Genomic DNA, 18,223 nt, shown 5'->3' with positions numbered 1-18,223 from the left:
CTCGCGAGGCTCGACCTTAGCGGAGACGGGAAACTGGATAAAATCACCAAAGCGATGCCGTACTACGATGACCACGACCAGGAGCGCTGGATTCCGGAACCTCCCGGCAATCCGGAACGCTCCGCGTTCGAGCGTGACCGCGCTCGCGTGCTGCACAGTGCCGCCCTGCGCAGGCTGGCCGCGAAGACGCAGGTCGTGGGCCCTGCCGAGTCCCTCGGCGGTGGCCAGCACATCCCGCGCACGAGGCTCACCCACTCCCTCGAATGCGGTCAGGTCGGCAGGGAGATGGGTGCCACCCTCGGCGTCGATCCCGACCTGGTGGAGACCGCCTGCCTGGCGCACGACCTGGGGCACCCGCCGTTCGGCCACAACGGGGAGATGGCGCTCAACGCGCTGTCGGCCTCGTGCGGCGGATTCGAGGGCAACGCGCAGAGCCTGCGCCTGCTCACCAGGCTGGAGGCCAAGGTCCTCACCGAGGACGGCCGCAGCGCCGGGCTCAACCTGACGCGGGCGGCGCTCGACGCCTCCATCAAATATCCGTGGACCTGCGAGAAGTCCGCGAAATTCGGCGTCTATGAAGATGACCTGCCGGTGTTCCGGTGGATCAGGGAGGGCGCGCCGGAAGGGCGGGTGAGCTTCGAGGCGCAGATCATGGACTGGGCCGACGACGTCGCCTACTCCGTGCACGACCTCGAGGACGCGCTCCACTCCGGCCACGTCACCCCCGAGGCGCTGCGGTCGCCCATCGAGCGCACCCTGGTGTGCGAGACCACCCGCACCTGGTACGCCCCGAAAGCCGACCTCAACGAGCTGGAGGAGATCTTCGCCAGGCTGATCACCGACCCGCTCTGGCCGCGCCGCTTCGAGGCCACGCTCGCCGACCTGGCCGGGCTCAAAGCTCTCACGAGCGGCCTCATCGGCCGTTTCTGCCGCTCGGCCCAGGCCGCCACCAAGGAGGTGTACGGCTCCCGCCACCGCGCCGACCTCGTCGTGCCGCACGCCACCCGCCTGGAGTGCGCGCTGCTCAAGGGCGTCACCGCCCACTACGTCATGGCCACCAGGGACCACAACGCCAACCAGGCCAGGCAGCGCGAGCTGATCACCGAGCTGGCCTCGATGATCACGCTGGGCGCGCCGGGCACGCTGGAGCCCGCCTTCCGGCCCGCGTACCTGAACGCCTCCGGCGACGCCGCCCGCGTCCGCGTGGTGATCGACCAGATCGCCTCGCTCACCGACACCTCCGCGGTGGCGTGGCACCGCAGGCTCTCCCGCTGACCAAGTTTCTCCATCGGCTGATGCACCTGGCTTTCCCCATGACCTCCGCAGGCGGATACTGCGCCCATGGCCACATATGTGATCGTCGGTGCCGGACTCGCGGGAGCCAAGGCCGCGGAGACGTTGCGCGAGGAAGGCTTCGACGGCGAGATCGTGCTGATCGGCGCGGAGAACGAACGGCCCTACGAGCGACCGCCCCTGTCCAAGGACTACCTCCAGGGCAGGAGCGAACGGGAGAAGATCTTCGTCCACGGCCCGGAGTGGTACGCGGACAACGCCGTCGATCTGCGGCTCGGCACGCCCGTGACGCGCGTCGAACTCGACAACCATCTGGTCAGGCTCGGAGACGGGTCGCGTCAACCGTACGACAAGCTGCTCATCGCCACCGGTGCCACGCCGAGGCGCCTGCCGGGGCCCGCGTACTACCTGCGTACCGTCAAGGACAGCGAGGCGCTCAAGGAGCGCCTGGCGAGCGCTGGGAGCGTGCTCATCGTCGGCGCGTCCTGGATCGGGCTGGAGACCGCGGCGGCGGCCCGCGCGGCGGGCTGCGAGGTCACCGTCGTCGAGCCCGAGCCCACCGCGCTCAACCGGTCGCTGGGCCACGAGCTCGGCGACCTGTTCGCCCGCCTGCACGCCGGCAAGGGCGTGGACCTGCGCTTCGGCACCGCGGCCGCCGAGATCACCGAGACGGGCGTGCGGCTCAGCTCGGGCGAGCGGCTCGCCGCCGACTTCGTCATCGTCGGCATCGGCGCCGCGCCCGAGGTCGGGCTCGCCCGCGACGCCGGGCTCGACGTCGGCCAGGGCATCCTCACCGACGCCGCGCTGCGCACCTCGCACCCCGACGTGTTCGCCGCCGGCGACGCGGCCGAGCCCTTCCACCCCCTGTACGGGCGCCGCCTGCGCGTCGAGCACTGGGCCAACGCACTGCACGGCGGCCCCGCCGCCGCCCGGTCCATGCTCGGCCAGGACGTGGTCTACGACCGGATCCCGTACTTCTACACCGACCAGTACGAGCTGGGCATGGAGTTCTCCGGCGACATCGAGGGCTACGACGAGATCGTCTACCGAGGCGAGCCCGAGAGCCTGGAGTTCGTCGTGTACTGGCTGCGCGAGGGCCGCGTGATCGCCGGCATGAACGTCAACGTCTGGGACGTCGTGGACGAGATCCAGGAGCTCATCAGATCACGCGTCATTGTTGACCAAAAGGAGCTATCGACGGGGTGACGGCGACCACGCCGTCGTTGGTGCGCTTCGGCTTCGGGCCCTGGGTCTTGCCGGCCTGCGGGACCTTCCTCGACGCGCACTGCACGGCGCAGGCCGGCGTCTCGCCCAGCTTGCCCCGCAGCGCCAGCGCCTTCTCCCTGGGCGAGTACGTGCGGTTGCCCGTCTGCCAGGCGTCGAGATAGTCCCACGGCTCGACCATGCCCCTGCGAACCCACCAGAAGGCCGGGCCCGTCTTCCACGAGATCGCGAAGTAGAGGTTGGACCCGGTGTCGCGGGCGTTGCCCGTCCGGCCCACCCGCCCGAGCAACTGGCCCGCCTTGACCCGGGCGCCCGGCTTGACGCCGTCGGCGATCGTGTCGAGGTGGCCGCCGAGGTAACGCACGCCGTCGTCGCCGATGATCGTGACGAACCTGCCCTCGCGGTCGGCCCCGACGTCGGTGGTCGGGCGCCACTTGTTCTGGATGTTCACCTCGTCCACGACGCCGCCGATCGGCGCCACGAACGCGCACCCCTGCGCGGCCCAGACCGTCGTCTTGGGCAGCACGAGGAGTTTGCGCTGGTAGGTCGTCTTGCAGCCCTTGACCGGGAAGGTGTACTCGTACTTCGACAGCTTCGGCGGCGGCACCTTCACCGGGTCGTCGCCCTTGGGCGGCTGCTCGGCCGCCTGGTGCTCGGCCTCCGGCTCCGCCGATTCGCCGGGCGGCGTGGCGGCCGGGGGGCTCGTGACCGGCGGGGCGGACGGCGACGTCGCGTTGACCCCCGCCAGGCCGGTGGCCTGGGAGCAGGCGCCGGTCAGCAACAGGGCGGCCGTGACGGCCGCCCATCGTCCGAGATGCCCCGATCGCATGATCTCCACCTGTGTCACCGTTTCCACCGACAACCTTTACCTTTGTAGCCGACCGGGAGCTCCTACAGAGCCTGTTTCCCCCTTTCGCAACCGACAGGTAATGCCCGCCTATCCCGTACCGCACCCGGAGGGGGCGGAACCGTCGGTGGGGCGGAATAGACTCACCGGCGTGGCTGGCCGGATCCGTGATGTCGACATCGCGCTCGTACGCGAGCGTTCACCCATCGCCGACGTGATCGGCGAACACATCCAGTTGCGCAACGCCGGGGGCGGCAACCTCAAGGGCCTGTGCCCCTTCCACGACGAGAAGAGCCCGTCGTTCAACGTCACCCCCGAGCGCGGGATGTATTTCTGCTTCGGCTGCTCAGAAGGCGGCGACGTGATCACGTTCGTCGAGAAGATCGAGCATCTGTCGTTCGGCGAGGCGGTCGAGCGGCTGGCGCAGCGGGCCGGGATCCAGCTGCAGTACGAGCAGGGCGGCTACGTCCCCCGGCGCGACCACGGCGAGCGGGCCCGGCTGATCGAGGCGCACAAGGCGGCGGCGGAGTTCTACGCGGAGAAGCTGTTCGCGCCCGACGCGGCGCCCGGGCGGCGGTTCCTGTCGGAGCGGGGCTTCGAGCGGGCCGACGCCGAGCTGTTCGGGGTGGGCTACGCGCCGGCCGAATGGGAGGCGCTGACGCGGCATCTGCTGGGGCGCGGGTTCACCGCCGAGGAGATCGTCAAGGGCGGGCTGGCCAAGGAGGGGCGGCGGGGGCCCATCGACCGCTTCAGGGGGCGGCTGATCTGGCCTATCAGGGACGCCACGGGCGATGTGATCGGATTCGGGGCACGGAAGTTGCTCGATTCCGACGATGGCCCGAAATATCTGAATACGCCTGACTCGCCGCTTTACAAGAAGAGCCAGGTGCTTTATGGGATTGATCTCGCCAAACGGGAGATCTCCAAGCGCTCCCAGGCCGTGATCGTCGAAGGCTATACCGACGTGATGGCCTGCCACCTGGCCGGAGTTCCGACGGCGGTGGCCACGTGCGGCACGTCGTTCGGCGAGGAGCACATCAAGATCCTGCGCAGATTCCTGCTCGACCAGGCCGAGTTCCGGGGCGAGGTGATCTTCACCTTCGACGGCGACGCGGCCGGGCAGAAGGCGGCGCTGAGGGCGTTCGCCGACGAGCAGAAGTTCGTCACCCAGACCTACGTCGCGGTGCAGCCCGACGGGCTCGACCCGTGCGACCTGCGGGTCAAGCAGGGCGACGCGGCCGTGCGCGACCTCATCGCGAGCCGCGAGCCGCTCTTCCAGTTCGCGATCAGGAGCACGATCTCCCGCTACGACCTGCGCAGCAACGAAGGCAAGATCGCCGCACTGGACGCCGCCGCGCCGATCGTGGCCGGGATCAAGGACGTCGGGCTGCGCAAGCGGTACGCCATCGACCTCGACCGGTGGCTGGGGTTCATGGACGAGCGGTTCGTGATGCAGCGCATCGCCGAGGTGGGCGGGGCGCAGCAGGGCCGCCCGCGCCGCGCGCCCCAGGCGGCGCCCGTCGACCCGGGCGTGCGGGTGGAGGGGGAGCTGCTCAAGCTCGCCGTGCAGCGCCCCGCGCTGCTCGGGCCCCGCTTCGACGCGCTCGACCCGCAGGCCTTCACGGCTCCCGATCACGTGACCCTGCACAAGGTCATCGTCGCCGCCGGCGGCGTGGCCGCCGGCGCCTTCGGCGGGCGCGAGTGGGTCGACCGGCTGCTGGAGCACGCGCACGAGGACGGGGCACGGGCCCTGGTGACCCGCTTCGCGGTGGAGGCCATCCAGGCGGACGCCCACGCCGAGGAACGCTACGCCGGCGCCATGCTGGCGGCCATCGAGGCCATCGCGGTCGACCGGGCGATCGCGCAGGCGAAGTCGCGGATGCAGCGGCTCAATCCGGTGGAGGAGCAGCAGGCGTACAACAAGCTGTTCGGGGAGTTGGTCGCGCTCGAACAACAACGCCGCGTCCTCCGCGACCGCGCCGCCGGCAGCTGACCCCCGGACCGACGACGCCGCCCATCCCGCGCCGCCCATCCTGCGTTGCCCACGCCTGTGTCGGGCCCGACCGGTGGTGTCGCCCGCGTCTGCGGCGCACTTGGGCGGCGTCGCCTGGGCAGGGGTGCGCTCAGCCGAGGGCATTGCCTGGGCAGGGGGCGCGGGTCTGCCGAACCCCTGTGAAGCGGGTGCATCACGCGGGCGGTTGATAACAGTTCGGCCGCGATGACAAGCGGGATACCAGAGCGGTTGACCAGGGAACCTGGCGCGGTCCAACACGCGACAAAGTGGATGGACAACGACATCCAGGCAGCGAAAAAGTTGCGTCCGGCCGGGGGGTGTTGCCGGGCGCCGGGAATCCACACCGCGTAATTGACTTTACTTTCCTGATCAAACTCCGGCTAAACCAAAAAACGATCTCAATTCGGTAAGCACGATCGTCTTACCTTCGGTGACAAAAATGGGTCTGCCATTTGATGGAACCAATACTGCAGACTGTCTCCCGTGGGTGCATCGGTGCTGCCAAGCGGACCGCCATCGGTAGATCAGGTGGCGGACCTCGTCGCGAAGGGAAGGGAGCGCGGAAGCGTAACCGTCGATGACGTCGCAGCCGCGCTTGACCGATCCGAGTTGCCGTCCGACGCGCTGGAACGCGTCGTGCGCATGCTCGCCGAGAACGGCGTGGAGGTCCTTGAGCCCCAGGGCGACGAGGAGTCCACCCGCGCCGATGAGGAAGACGTTGGCAAGCGGGCGCCGACCAGCGATCTGGTCCGTATTTACCTACGGGAGATCGGCCGCGTGCCTTTGCTGACGGCAGAGGAGGAGGTGGAGCTCGCAAAGTCGATCGAAGCCGGTCTGTTCGCCGAGGACAAGCTGGGCAGCGGGGTCTCGCGCCTGGCCTTCCCGGAGTTCAGGGAGCTCGTCTGGCAGGGCACCCGGGCCAAGCAGCGGCTCATCGAGGCCAACCTCAGGCTCGTGGTGTCGATCGCCAAACGGTACGTGGGCCGCGGCATGTTGTTCCTGGACCTGATCCAGGAGGGCAACCTCGGGCTCATCCGGGCGGTCGAGAAGTTCGACTATACGAAGGGCTACAAGTTCTCCACCTACGCCACCTGGTGGATCAGGCAGGCGATCACCAGAGCCATTGCCGACCAGGCGCGGACGATCCGCATCCCCGTGCACATGGTGGAGACCATCAACAAGCTCGTGCGCGTGCAGCGCCAGCTCCACCAGGACCTCGGCCGCGAGCCGATTCCCGAGGAGATCGCCAAGGAGATGGACCTCCCTGTCGATCGCGTGGTGGAGATCCAGCGCATCGCCCAGGAGCCCGTGTCGCTGCAGTCGCCGATCGGTGAGGAGGACTCCGACCTCGGAGACTTCATCGAGGACGCCGACGCGGTCGTGCCCATGGAGGCCGCTGCCTTCATCATGCTGCAGGACCAGCTCGACGACATCCTGGCCACGCTGTCCGACCGCGAGCAGCGCATCATCCAGCTCCGCTTCGGCCTGGCCGACGGCCATCCGCGCACGCTGGAGGAGGTGGGCAGGGAGTTCGGGGTCACGCGGGAGCGCATCCGGCAGATCGAGTCGAAGACCCTGGCCAAGCTCCGCCACCCGACGCGGGCTCAGATGCTGAGGGACTATCTGGACTGATCCGGAGGGATCCCAAGGAAACGGGCCCGGGCTCACCGCCCGGGCCCTTCCATATCCCCAGCACGCACGCAGCGCGACCGCAGCACGCCCCCAGGACGCCCGACGCATGGCCCAAGCCGTCAGTCAGGAGCAGCCCTCGAACTGCGGCACCGCGACCGTCGACAGGTCCAGCCCCGACTTGCCGAACCACCGCTGCAGCAGCCGCCCGGCCGTCCCGTCCTGGTACATGTCGGTGATCGCCCGGTTGACCGCCTCGCACCCGGCCACGTCACTCTTGCGCATGCCCACCCCGGTGCGCTGCTCGTTGAACTGCGCGTTGGCCAGCTTCAGCCCCGTCCCGTCCTGGTTGGCCAGCCCCGCCAGGATGATGTCATTGGTGGTGACGGCGTCCACCTGGTTGCTCTTCAGCGCCGTCAGGCACCCCTTGTAGTCGTCGAACGGCACCAGCTTCGCCGGCACCTCGCGCTCCTCCACGACCCGCTGGGCCGCGTTCGAGCCCTTGACCGCGCAGATCCGCCGGTCCTTGAGATCGCGCACGTTCTTGATCGTCTCGTCGGGCCGCTGCAGGATGTCCTGATAGGAGATGTGGTACGGCCCCGCGAACAGCACGTCCTTCTTGCGCTCCTGGTCGATCGTGAACGTGGCCAGCACCAGGTCCGCCTTGCCGTTCGTCAGCACCTTCGCCCGGTCGGCGGCCAGCACGGGGATGTAGGAGGCCTGCTTGTGCAGCTTGCGCGCGATGTAGGCGGCCACGTCCACGTCGAAGCCCTCGAACCCGCCGTCCGGGCGGCGGAACCCGACCGACGGCAGGTCGGGCCGTACCGCGATGACGATCTGGTCCTTGTCGAGGACCGACTCCTGCCCGTCCGTCCCGCAGCCCGCGACGACCGTCGCGAACAGGGCCAGCACCGCCGCCAACGCCCGTTTCACCGGTACTCCTTGAGTCGTGGCCACACCCCTGCGATCATCAGCAGGCCGATCGCGCCGATGGCGAACGGCAGCAGCCGCCACAGGTTGTCCAGCGAGCCTTCACCGGACTCGATCGACCGCTTGAACACCGCCTGGTGCTCGGCCGACAGCGACACCAGCGCGCGGTCGTAGGCGTCGTACGCCTGGGCCACCGGCCCGAGCCGCTCGGCGACCGCCTCGTTGGTCCTGCCGCCCGCCACCAGCTCGCGGAACCTCGCGTCGGCGGCCTGGAAGCTCCGGAACGCCGACATGGCCTGGTCGCCCTGCGTGCCGACGAGCTCGGGCCCCAGCAGCCCGAGGACGTCGTCGGAGCCCTTGGCGACCTGGTCGTGGTAGGTCCGCAGGTTGCCCGCCTTGAGGTAGACGACCGACATCGCCTTGTCCAGGAACGTGTGCTCGTAGGTGTCGGCCCACTCCTTGTCGAGCAGGTAGCGGCTCTGGTCACCCTGCATGCTGTTGCTGATCGAGCGCGCCTTGGCCAGCGTCAGCACCGAGTCGAACCCGGCCGACTTCGCCGTGCGCAGCGCGTTCTCGTCCTGCGAGAGCACGTTCATCCCGAAGATCAGCGCGACCGCGGTCGTCACGGTGGCGACCAGCAGCGCGGGGCCGAACACCCGGCGGAAGCGCTGCGCGAGGAAGACCTGCAGCCAGATCAGGCAGCCCAGCGCGAGCAGCCCGGCCAGCACCACGGCGACCCGCAGGAGGGGCACCATGACGGCCTTCTCGTCATAGGTGGCGCGCACGATCGTGCCGCTCTCCAAGGTCAGGTTGTACGCCTGGGGCAGCAGCTGGACCCGCATCAGCTTGGTGGCCTCGCGGTAGGTGAGCACCACCTCCTGGGGCGGCGGCCCCGGCGCGTGCCTGGACCGCTCGTCCAGCAGCAGCGCCTGCCCGGTCAGCCGCTCGTAGCGGCCCAGCCGGTCGAGCACCGAGCGGACCGTCTCCCGTTCGGCATCGGTGTCCGCCAGCGACAGCGCCTGCATCAGCGCCTCGTTGGCCCTGGACCGCGCCGCCTCGTAGCGGTCGAGCGCCTGCGCGCGCTGCGGGGCGTACTGGTCGCCCATCACCAGCACGTTGGCCACCTGCGCGTCCATGTCGCTCAGCGCCAGGTAGAGATCGGCGGTGGCGACCACCTGCGGTCCCGCGTCGCGTCCGATGACCTGCAGGCCGTCGCGGGCGGTCATGCTGCCGACCGCGAGCGCCGCGAAGAGCAGCGCCAGCGAGGCGACCGTGATGCCGGTGATGACCCGGATCCTGCCCGGCACGCTCCGGCGCGCCGGCGGCGGGACCCCGGGCGCCCGCGCCGCGGGGGCCCGGGGCGCCTGGGGCTGTGCCAGGGTCACGGCGTGCCCTCCCTGATGGTGATGACGGTCCACGCGCCCAGGTGGATCCTGTCGCCCGCGCCGACCCTGACCGGCACGTTGACCTGGAGGGGCTTGCCGTTCACCTGGGTGCCGTTGGCGGAGCCGGGGTCGACCAGCATCCACGAGCCGTCCGGCTGCGCCAGCAGCACGGCGTGCAGGTGGGAGACGCCCGGGTCCTCGGGCGGCCCGGTCAGGTCGATCTCGGGGGCCAGGTTCCTGGCCCTGCTGCGCCGCCCGATGCGTACCTGCTCGCCCATCAGCGCGAACGAACGCTCCGGGCAGTACGGCGGGAACGCCATCGCCGTCGCGTCGGGCCCGCCCTCGGCGATGACCTTCTCGTAGTAGGTCCGGTCGGACGCCGTGACGGCCTCGAACCGGGCCCCGCTCACGGGGACGGAGACCGGCGCGCCCCCTCCGCTGTAGTCGTGGCCGCACACCTCGCAGAACTGCCCGGCACGCGGCGTCTGGCAGATCGGGCACGCCTCGGCCGACGGGGCCGGAGCCGGGGGCTGGGACGCCGCCGCGGGCGCGCCCCCCATCTGGGCGCCGCAGACGTCACAGTAGTCGTCGTCGCCTGACGGGTGCCCCTGCGGACAGGTGGCCATCAGTTTCCTTCCTTGCGCAGCCTGCTGGTACGGATGGAGCCCGTGTCGAGTTCGAGCTCGTCGGCCTTGTCCACGTTCCTGCGCAACCTGGCCGTGCCGGTGGCCGGATCGACCTCGACCACCTTCTCCAGCAACCTGGCCGTGTCCTCGCGGCCCGACTCGGCGGCCAGCTGCCGGGCCTTGGCCAGGCGGGCGGTCGCGGTGTCGACGTCGCCCATCGCCCGGGCGCTGAGGCCGCCCTGGATGAGCTCGTGCAGCTCGGCCTGGCCGGTGTAGTGGGCGACCTTCTTGTTGATCCGGGTGGACTGCACCAGGTCGTCGGTCCACTGGGCGAGCACGTTCCCGGTGGCCAGGACCTCCTGGGTGTCGGGGCGGACGAGCTTGACCCAGCCCGCCCTGATCTCGTGCCCCATCTGCCCCTGCGGCACCTCCACGCAGATGTGGTACTCGCGCTCCTCCGTGCCCCAGGAGCCGGTCGGATAGTCGCCGGTCAGCGGGTTCACGTCGGTGCGCTTGCCGGTCAGGTCGAGCAGCGTGGGGGAGACCTGCTTGACGAACTTCAGCGTCGCGGTCTGCGGCACCCACACCCGCAGCGAGAGCTCGGCCACGGTCTTGCTCATCGACGTCTGGGTCAGCCTGCGGAAGTACTCCGACAGATCCCCTTGGTTCCGTACGAAGTCGAACGAGCCGAGCATGGACTCCGCGACCTTCCGCAGCTCGGCGGGCACCCAGTCCTCGCCGATCCCCAGCGAGTCGCACACGAACTTGCCGCTCCAGCCCGCCAGCACGGAGGCGAACACCTCGGGCCGCTCGTTGTTCTGGCCGTCGGTCATCAGCAGCGCGTGCCGGATCGCCGACGGGTGCGCCGAGAGCAGATGGCCGGCCAGCTTCAGCCACTCGCCCATGGCGGTGCCGCCGTGCGCGGTCAACCGGCTGATCGCCCGCTCGGCCTCGGCCCTGGTGGCCGCGCTCGCCCTGACCAGGTTGGTGTTGCCGCCGGGGTAGACGACCTTGGCCCGCTCGGTGCCGGCGACCACCGCGAAGTGGACCCCGTCCCGCAGGGTGTGGACGGCGGTCGCGGCCGCCTGCCTGGCCTCGCGGATCTTGCTGCCGCTCATCGAGCCGGAGGTGTCGATGATGATCACTTCGGCGGCCTCGGAGGCGACGGACTGCGTGGTGGTGACGCCGCCCGTGGAGCCGACCGTGAGGATGGCGTGCACCTCGCGGCCGTCGGTCGGGAGGTACTTGTTCTGGTCGATGGTCAAGGTGAAAGCGGGCTGGTCACCCATGCGTCACTCCTAGGGGGATCAAGGCGATGGTCACGTTGTCCTGGCCGCCGGAGTCGAGCGCGTGGCGCAGCATCTCGCGGGCCATGTCGATGGGGGTCCCGGTGCGGGGGAAGGTGTAGCCGTCCAGATAGCGCCACAGGCCATCGCTGCAGACGAGCAGCAGGCCCGGCTCCTCCGGGGCCAGGGCGCGTACGTGGAGCGGGACGTTCTCGGCGTCGGCGCCGAGCCAGCCGGTGATCTCGCCGGTCTCGATCGCGTCGTCCACGGTCAGCATGTCGGCGGGCCGGTCCGGCGCGTCCGGCAGCCAGTAGGCCCGGGTGTCGCCGGCCCAGCCGAGCGTGATCCGGCCCCGCTCGACCACGGCGGCGACGTACGTGCAGGCGGGCGCGTCGTCCATGGACGTGGCGAGCTTGGTCACCGCCCGCCCGGCCAGCTCGAACGCCTCCTGCTGCGGCAGCCCCCTGGCCAGCGCGGCCGAGGCGGTCTCGACGGCCACCGCGGACGCCTCGTCGGCCCTGGGCGAGCTGCCCACGCCGTCGCAGACCACGGTCACGATCGCGTCGCCGGCGGTCAGCAGCGCCACCGCGTCCTCGTTGCGGCTGCGGCGCAGGCCCCTGTCGGTCACGGCCGCCGGGCCGCCGTCGAGCACGGTCTCCGCGTGGTCCCTGCCGGTGGGCTGGCGCAGGCCGCACCGCTCGCAGTAGCCCTCGGCGTCCACGGCCGCCGCACCGCACGACGCGCAGTTCGGCGCGCCCAAGGCGTGCCCGCACGCCTCGCAGTACGTGTCACCCGCGAGCACGGGCGCCTCGCACACGGGACAGTTCGTCGCCACATCGCCCGCGCTGTTCTGCCGAGCTGCGCTCGGGGTGTTGTGATGGATGTCCTCGCTCCGCTGCGGATCCATCGCAGTGTTGTTTTGCCGAGCTGTGCTCGGGGTGTTGTGATGGATGTCCTCGCTCCGCTGCGGATCCATCACAACCACGTCCTCGGCCGCACGGCGTTTGCCTGGTCGATGAGGGCGTGGCGCTCCTGGCGGGACTCGGCCGCGACGGCCAGCTTGCGGAAGATCGTCTCCAGCCGCCTGCGCAGGCCCGGCTCCGTGAACGGCGCCTCGGCCAGCTGCGCGCCCTTCGGTGGCGAGCCGTTCTCGAGCCAGGCCAGCGCCGAGGTGAGCAGCTCGGCGGTGAGCAGGTCGCGGCGGCGCGGGTCGAGGTCGGCCTGCTTGGCCAGCCGGTCGGCCGAGCCCACCAGGTCGTCGGTGGTGAGCCGGGCCAGGTCGGCCCCGCGTACGACGGAGACCGCCAGCGCCACCTGCGCCCGGGTCCGGTAGACCGAGTGGGCGGGCACCTCGTCGAGCGCGCCCATCCGGCCCGACCTGGCCAGCCCGAACACCGCGCTCACGTACGCGTGGTCGGTCCGCCAGACGGCCTCGTACCAGCCGGCGGCCGGCTTGCCCGCGGACTCCAGCGCGAACGCCAGCGCCAGCTTCGGCGCCAGCTCGCCGGGCAGCGCCGACAGGCACGCGTCGAACATCGCGACGGCCTCGTCCGGCCGGCCCGTGGTCAGCGCCAGGACCCCGCGATACCAGGTCACCCGCCAGTCGCGGGGCAGCTCGATGTCCAGCTCGTTCAGGGCGACGGGCGCCTCGGCGGCGGCCCCCTCGGCCAGCAGCCTGGCCCGCATCAGCTTCGTCTCGGGCGTCTTCGGCAGCGCGGCGAGCTGGTCGATCAGCTCCTTGCCGTCGCTGCCCAGCAGCCCGGCCAGCGCGCCGGCCGCCGCGTCGTTGGGGTCGACCAGCGGCACCGGCAGCGCCTGCGCGACCGCCACCGGGTCCAGCGACCCGAACACCACGTCGCTCTCCTCCGCCAGCGTCGTGCCCACGGCGGTCCGCTCGGGCCCGAACCTCGGCGAGGGAGCCGGGTACGGGGTCTTGTCCTCGATGGCGCTGACCTCCCGCAGCACCCCGACGAGCTGCTCCTCCATCTCCTCCGCGCTCTGGAACCTGTCGGCGGGATTGACCGCGGTGGCCTTGCGCAGCCACCGGGTGAACGACGGGTGCCCGCAGTCCTCGGGCAGCGGCGTGGCCGCGCCGTTCGCGTACGGGGAGAAGCCCGGGATCGTCAGCACCGCCACCGTCCTGGCCACGGTGTAGAGGTCGGCGGTGACGGCGGCGGGGTGGCTCTCGACCTCGGGGGCGTGGTAGCCGGGCGTCGCCCAGCCGGAGCCCGCGGGCGCGCCGATGGGCAGCACCGCGCCCAGGTCGATGAGCTTGAGCCGCTTGCCGACCCTGATCACGTTGGCCGGCTTGAGGTCGCAGTAGACCATGTCGTGCTCGTGCAGGTAGGCGAACGCCTGAAGGATCTCCCGGCCGTACATCAGGGCCTCGCGCAGCGGCAGCGGGCCCTGGCGGCGCAGCTCGTGCAGGGACTGGCCGCCGACGTACTCCATGACGATGTAGCCGAAGCCGCCGGAGCGCTGGAAGTTGAGGATCTTGACGATGTTGGGGTGGTCGACCGTGGTCAGGAACTTCCGCTCGGCCTCCGCCGCCGCCAGCGCCTCGGCGTCGTTGGTGTTGAGCAGGCCCTTGAGCACCACCCACATGCCGTCGAGGTTCTCGTCGGAGGCCAGGTAGATCCAGCCCAGCCCGCCGTGCGCCAGGCAGCCCAGCACGCGGTACTGGTCGTTCACCAGGTCGTCCTTGCCCAGCTTGGGGGTGAACGAGAACTGCGTGCGGCAGTGCGGGCAGAACCCGTCCGTCAGCCCCGGCCGGCCCTCCCTGGAGCGCCCGACCTCCTGTCCGCACGCCAGGTTGGCGCAGTAGCGCTTGTCCTCGGCCACCGCGGGGTCGGCCATCACGGCGGTGGCCGGGTCGCGGTAGGGCACCGACGGCAGGTCGGCGATGGTCCGCAGCTCGCCGGGCCGCGACCTGCCGCTGCTCACCGGTGAGGTGACGGATCTGCTCACCGGCTGTGTCTGCAAAGGGATGGAGACGGGCCCAGAAACGGGCCCAGAAACGGGCGCGGAAACGGGCGCGGACGCGGGCGTGCTCGCCGAGTGGCCGCACAGGTCGCAGTAGCCGTCCTCGATCGTGCCCGTGCAGCCCGGCTGCGCGCAGCGGGTCATGGCTTACCTCCGTGGATCGCGCGCTGGTACGTCTCGACGGCCGCCGCCGCCTTCGTCAGGTCGCAGGGCGCGGTCCACAGCAGCACGCGCGCCCGTTCGAACAGCTCGGAGGTCGCCGGGTCCTCCGCCAAGCCCTTCCGCACCGCCATCACCTGGCAGGCGCCGAGCCGCCCGCGCAGCTCGTCACGCCTGCTGACCAGGCCGTAGAGCGCCTTGGCCGTGGTCTGCGACTGCTCGGCGGCCTTGCGGGCCTCCTCCTCCAGGGCGGCCAGCCGCTTGGCCCGCAGCACCCAGGTGTCGACGGAGGCGTCGAGCGCGTCCAGCTCGGCGGCCAGGGACTCGGCCCGGCCGCGCGGCTGGGCCTGCGGCGGCAGGGCGATCTTCACGACGACCGCGCCGTGGGCCAGCCTGGCCTCGCTCTCGGCCGCGCGCACCCGGTCGAGCGCGGCCACGAGGTCTTCCCGCCGCCTGGCGAACTCGTCCTTGACGGTGAGCGCCAGCTCCAGCTCCGCGCGGGAGCCGGCCAGCAGCCGGGTCAGCCGGTCGAGCTCCTGCTCGATGGACGGGCCCAGCGGGTCTTCGAGCGCCGAGGCGCGCAGCCGCTTCAGCTCGGCCTCCTGCGCGGTCAGGTCGGCGCCCTCGCCCAGTCGCCGTTCGAGGTCGCGGATGTGGCGCAGGTCGCTGTCGGCGCCGTCGAGGCCGGGCAGCACGGCGTTCCACACCGCGTCGATGTCGTTGAGGGCGGAGGTGACCTCGCGGAACGTGGCGTCCATCCGCGTCAGGGTCTGGTCGAGGGTCAGCCGCTCGTCCTGCTGGGGGAGCAGCGAGCGCTGCTCGACCGGCTTGGCGCCGGTCCGCAGCACCACGGACGGGCCCACGAGCAGCTCCGTAAGCCGGCTCAGCTGCTCGGGGGTGGGTCTGGCGCGCGCGGCCCTGATCTGCTCGGCGTCACGCAGCACCGCCCGGTACGCGTCGTTCAGAGACCACAGCGTGGCCAGCGACTCCTGCGCCGCGGCCCACCTCCGCCGCGTCTCCCCGCGTAAGGAGGCCCCTTTGAGCACTTGGTAGGTGGTGTGGGATTCGAGATCGAGCAGGTCGCCGGAGACGCGGTCGCGTTCGTCGGCTCGAGCGCGCAATGCGTGCTCGACGCCCTCCCTGCTCATAGGTGGTCCCAGGCTCATCACGCTCCCCGTGAAGCAGGCCGCCCCCGAACCCTTGCTCCTACCGGCTCAACGGGGGGATCGGCCGGTTGGTTCCAAGAGTAGGGGTGACCCCTGACTTGTCCCTGATTCAACCCTGCATCACCTGCAATCCGCTTAAAGGATCTTTTACCGTTGCGGACATGGGACGAATTCTGCTGATCATCGCGGCCGTCGTGGCCGCACTCGTGCTCCTCGGCCCCCTTGTGGGCTTCGCTCTCACGCTGCTCAAGTGGGGACTGATCATCGGCGCCGTGGCGTTCGGCGTCATGCTCCTGTCGAAGTGGGTCAAGAGGACATAGCGCCCAGAGGCTTCACCAGGCATAGTTGTGTGATGGAGGCGCGGCCAGCGGTCGACGATGCCGCGCTCGGGCGCGAGGCACTCGCCGTGCTCGAGGCGAACTGGACAGGCACTGGCACCGTGCCCGCGCCAGGTCTCTATCCGCACCAATGGAGCTGGGACTCCGCGTTCGTCGTCATCGGCCTGGCCAGGCATCGGCCGGACCGGGCCCGCGACGAGCTGCTCAGCCTGCTGCGGGGGCAGTGGGCGACCGGGATGGTGCCGCACATCGTCTTCCACACGCGCGAGGCGTACTTCCCGGGGCCGTCCGTGTGGCGCTCGCAGGAGCACGAGGCCGCGCCGCGCGTGCTCACCTCGGGTCTCACCTCGCCGCCGCTGCACGCGCTGGCGCTCTGGTGGCTCTACCGGCACACCGGCGACGTCGCGTTCGTCAGGAAGGCGTACCCGGCGCTGGTGGCCCAGCACGCCTACCTCTCCTCGGCCCGCGATCTCGGCGGCGCGGGCCTGGCGGCGATCGTGCACCCCTGGGAGTCGGGCATGGACGACAGCCCGTCCTGGGACGAGGCGCTGAACGCGCTGCCCGCGATCAGGTACGGCTACCGCAACGTCGAGCTGGAGGAACGCCACCCCGACAGCGACCACGACCGCTACGTCTGGCTGGCCATGCGCTACCGGGACGCCGGATACGGGGCCGAATACCTGCGGGACGAACATCCGTTCGCGATCGAGGACCCGATGTTCAACGGGATCTGGCTGGCCTCCTGCCAGGCCCTGGCCGAGCTGGCGCCGCTGGCGGGCGCCGATCCCGCGCCCCACGCCGAGCAGGCCGACCGCATCAGGCAGGCCATGCTCGACCGCCTGTGGGACGGCTGCTTCTACGCCCGCGACCTGCGGGCCGACCGGTTGATCCGGGTCTGCACGGTGGGCGGGTTCGGGCCGTTGCTGGATCCCGGGCTGCCCAGCGACCACCTGCACGCGGCGGTCGAGGTGCTGGAGTCGGCCAGGTTCATGGGAGCCACCGGCTATCCGGTGCCCAGCTGCGAGATCCGGGCCTCCCAGTTCGACCGTACGCGCTACTGGCGCGGCCCCTCCTGGGTGAACACCAACTGGCTGCTGCGCCGGGCCGCGGCCGTGCACTCGCTGGAACACCTCGGCCAGCAGCTCACCAACGGCACCCTGCGCCTGGTCCGGCAGGCCGGTTTCCGGGAGTGCTTCGACCCCTTCGACGGCAGCGGGCGCGGGTGCAGGGACTTCTCGTGGAGCGCGGCGCTCACCCTCGATCTGCTCGCCGATACCGTGGAGGAATGAGCATTTTCCGCCGCCTGCCCGCCGACGTGCGCAAGTCCCTGGCCACCGAGCCCGGGGAGCGGGTGCTGACGTTCGCCCCCGGCACGGTCTCCGGCTACGTGGTGGCCACGAACCTCGCCCTCCACCTGACGGACGGGACGCGGGTGCCGTACGAGGACGTCGACAAGGCCACGTGGGACGAGGACGGGGTGCGGGTCCTCACCATGGACGGCACGTGGCACGCCGAGAGGATCACCGAGCCGCGGATGCTGCCCGAGACCGTCCGGGAGCGTGTCAACTCCACGATCGTGGTCAACAAGCATGTGAAGCTGCCGGGGAGGGGCGGCGTGCGACTGGTGGCCAGGCGCCGGCCCGGCGGCGAGGTGCGCGGCTGGACCTTCGTCTTCGACGACGGCCTCGACCCCGAGGACCCGGGCCTGCGCGCGCAGGCCGAACAGGCCCTGGAAGGGCTGCGGCGGAGCATGGGCGTGTGATCCCGCCCATGCTCCGAGGGTCAGTACGGGAGTCCGCTCTCGCGGGCCTTCTTGTCCACGATGTCCTCCTCGGGCCAGCCCGTGCCCGTGTTGGGGTGATGATCGTCGGCGCTGAGGAACGGGATGCGATGCAACGTCTCGCCCACCCTCGACCTGGCCATCCCGGCCAGCCTCGACGCCTGCGCGCCCATCACCCCGGCGAACTCCTGCACCCTGGGGTTGTCCGCGACACGCTGGGCCGTCCGCCTGAGCTGTTCGTACCGCTCGCGCCCGGCCCGGCTGCCCAGCACGTAGCCGATCGCCAGCCCCACAGCGAATGTCACTCGATAACGCATTTTGCACCTCCGCTGTCTCCGGGCCTACCCCGCTTGCGATGCGACACGCACTCCAGGAGTGCGCTAATCTATTCCTGCGCACGACGAAGAGGGCCTCGGCCCCGACAAGATGCGCAGACGCACGATCCCGCGTAGCTCAACGGCAGAGCAGCCGGCTGTTAACCGGCAGGTTATAGGTTCGAGTCCTATCGCGGGAGCTTCGCTTTCACAACTTAGGCCCCTTTCCTGGATCAAGGACAGGGGCCTG

Annotated in this window: 16 protein-coding genes and 1 tRNA gene; 8 read left to right on the top strand and 9 right to left on the bottom strand. The window is 70.6% G+C overall.

Annotated features, from left to right (window positions below; genetic code table 11):
• The first annotated feature begins 54 nt into the window (after nt 1–54).
• Nucleotides 55–1,275, top strand: a complete 1,221-nt coding sequence (locus ACIBQ1_RS05950; protein WP_397274862.1) for a deoxyguanosinetriphosphate triphosphohydrolase — start codon at nt 55–57, stop codon at nt 1,273–1,275.
• 66 nt (nt 1,276–1,341) lie between these two features.
• Complete coding sequence (locus ACIBQ1_RS05945; protein ID WP_397274861.1) at nt 1,342–2,499, top strand: NAD(P)/FAD-dependent oxidoreductase; 1,158 nt, start codon at nt 1,342–1,344, stop codon at nt 2,497–2,499.
• On the opposite strand, the gene ACIBQ1_RS05940 is transcribed toward ACIBQ1_RS05945, so the two are convergent.
• Nucleotides 2,465–3,346, bottom strand: a complete 882-nt coding sequence (locus ACIBQ1_RS05940) for a M23 family metallopeptidase (protein WP_397274860.1) — start codon at nt 3,344–3,346, stop codon at nt 2,465–2,467. The genes ACIBQ1_RS05945 and ACIBQ1_RS05940 overlap by 35 nt on opposite strands.
• Nucleotides 3,347–3,515: 169 nt before the next feature.
• On the opposite strand from ACIBQ1_RS05940, the gene dnaG reads away from it, so the two are divergent.
• Together dnaG and rpoD are read left to right on the top strand one after the other, a co-directional pair.
• The gene (gene dnaG, locus ACIBQ1_RS05935; protein ID WP_397274859.1) at nt 3,516–5,357 is read left to right on the top strand and encodes a DNA primase; all 1,842 of its coding nucleotides are present in this window, start codon (nt 3,516–3,518) and stop codon (nt 5,355–5,357) included.
• 549 nt (nt 5,358–5,906) lie between these two features.
• Nucleotides 5,907–7,010 (top strand): RNA polymerase sigma factor RpoD, encoded by a 1,104-nt coding sequence (gene rpoD / locus ACIBQ1_RS05930; protein ID WP_364748160.1) that lies wholly within the window; start codon nt 5,907–5,909, stop codon nt 7,008–7,010.
• A gap of 123 nt (nt 7,011–7,133) precedes the next feature.
• Here rpoD and ACIBQ1_RS05925 read toward each other — a convergent pair whose 3' ends face one another.
• The 7 genes from ACIBQ1_RS05925 to ACIBQ1_RS05895 form a co-directional block, all read right to left on the bottom strand.
• Nucleotides 7,134–7,940, bottom strand: a complete 807-nt coding sequence (locus tag ACIBQ1_RS05925) for a transporter substrate-binding domain-containing protein (RefSeq protein WP_397274858.1) — start codon at nt 7,938–7,940, stop codon at nt 7,134–7,136.
• Entirely contained in the window at nt 7,937–9,322 is a 1,386-nt protein-coding gene (locus ACIBQ1_RS05920) for a hypothetical protein (protein WP_397274857.1), read from the bottom strand. The genes ACIBQ1_RS05925 and ACIBQ1_RS05920 overlap by 4 nt, the downstream gene beginning before the upstream one ends.
• Nucleotides 9,319–9,948: an FHA domain-containing protein gene (locus ACIBQ1_RS05915; RefSeq protein WP_397274856.1), complete on the bottom strand. Its 630-nt coding sequence runs from the start codon at nt 9,946–9,948 to the stop codon at nt 9,319–9,321. The genes ACIBQ1_RS05920 and ACIBQ1_RS05915 overlap by 4 nt, the downstream gene beginning before the upstream one ends.
• Nucleotides 9,948–11,237 (bottom strand): VWA domain-containing protein, encoded by a 1,290-nt coding sequence (locus ACIBQ1_RS05910; RefSeq protein ID WP_397274855.1) that lies wholly within the window; start codon nt 11,235–11,237, stop codon nt 9,948–9,950. The genes ACIBQ1_RS05915 and ACIBQ1_RS05910 overlap by 1 nt, the downstream gene beginning before the upstream one ends.
• On the bottom strand, nt 11,230–12,141 hold the full coding sequence (locus ACIBQ1_RS05905) for a PP2C family serine/threonine-protein phosphatase (protein WP_397274854.1): 912 nt from the start codon (nt 12,139–12,141) through the stop codon (nt 11,230–11,232). The genes ACIBQ1_RS05910 and ACIBQ1_RS05905 overlap by 8 nt, the downstream gene beginning before the upstream one ends.
• 68 nt (nt 12,142–12,209) lie before the next feature.
• The gene (locus tag ACIBQ1_RS05900; protein WP_397274853.1) at nt 12,210–14,360 is read right to left on the bottom strand and encodes a tetratricopeptide repeat protein; all 2,151 of its coding nucleotides are present in this window, start codon (nt 14,358–14,360) and stop codon (nt 12,210–12,212) included.
• The gene (locus ACIBQ1_RS05895) at nt 14,357–15,523 is read right to left on the bottom strand and encodes a hypothetical protein (RefSeq protein WP_397274852.1); all 1,167 of its coding nucleotides are present in this window, start codon (nt 15,521–15,523) and stop codon (nt 14,357–14,359) included. The genes ACIBQ1_RS05900 and ACIBQ1_RS05895 overlap by 4 nt, the downstream gene beginning before the upstream one ends.
• A 179-nt stretch (nt 15,524–15,702) precedes the next feature.
• On the opposite strand from ACIBQ1_RS05895, the gene ACIBQ1_RS05890 reads away from it, so the two are divergent.
• The 3 genes from ACIBQ1_RS05890 to ACIBQ1_RS05880 are packed head-to-tail and all read left to right on the top strand — an operon-like array spanning nt 15,703 to nt 17,641.
• Nucleotides 15,703–15,861, top strand: coding sequence for a hypothetical protein (locus ACIBQ1_RS05890; RefSeq protein ID WP_350725179.1), 159 nt, complete (start codon nt 15,703–15,705; stop codon nt 15,859–15,861).
• Between the two features lie 32 nt (nt 15,862–15,893).
• Nucleotides 15,894–17,168, top strand: a complete 1,275-nt coding sequence (locus ACIBQ1_RS05885) for an amylo-alpha-1,6-glucosidase (RefSeq protein WP_397274851.1) — start codon at nt 15,894–15,896, stop codon at nt 17,166–17,168.
• A complete protein-coding gene (locus ACIBQ1_RS05880; protein WP_397274850.1) occupies nt 17,165–17,641 on the top strand; it encodes a hypothetical protein in 477 nt (158 codons plus the stop codon). The genes ACIBQ1_RS05885 and ACIBQ1_RS05880 overlap by 4 nt, the downstream gene beginning before the upstream one ends.
• A 20-nt stretch (nt 17,642–17,661) precedes the next feature.
• Here ACIBQ1_RS05880 and ACIBQ1_RS05875 read toward each other — a convergent pair whose 3' ends face one another.
• Nucleotides 17,662–17,976 (bottom strand): YtxH domain-containing protein, encoded by a 315-nt coding sequence (locus ACIBQ1_RS05875; RefSeq protein ID WP_397274849.1) that lies wholly within the window; start codon nt 17,974–17,976, stop codon nt 17,662–17,664.
• Nucleotides 17,977–18,101: 125 nt separating this feature from the next.
• Between ACIBQ1_RS05875 and ACIBQ1_RS05870 the strand changes: the two genes are divergently transcribed.
• Nucleotides 18,102–18,173 (top strand) — tRNA-Asn (locus ACIBQ1_RS05870).
• Nucleotides 18,174–18,223: the final 50 nt, after the last annotated feature.

Origin of the sequence: Nonomuraea sp. NPDC050153 (assembly GCF_044460125.1) — a bacterium.
Taxonomy (GTDB): domain Bacteria; phylum Actinomycetota; class Actinomycetes; order Streptosporangiales; family Streptosporangiaceae; genus Nonomuraea.
The sequence above is the reverse complement of the archived record's forward strand: the minus strand, read 5'-3'. Positions and strand labels throughout refer to the sequence as shown.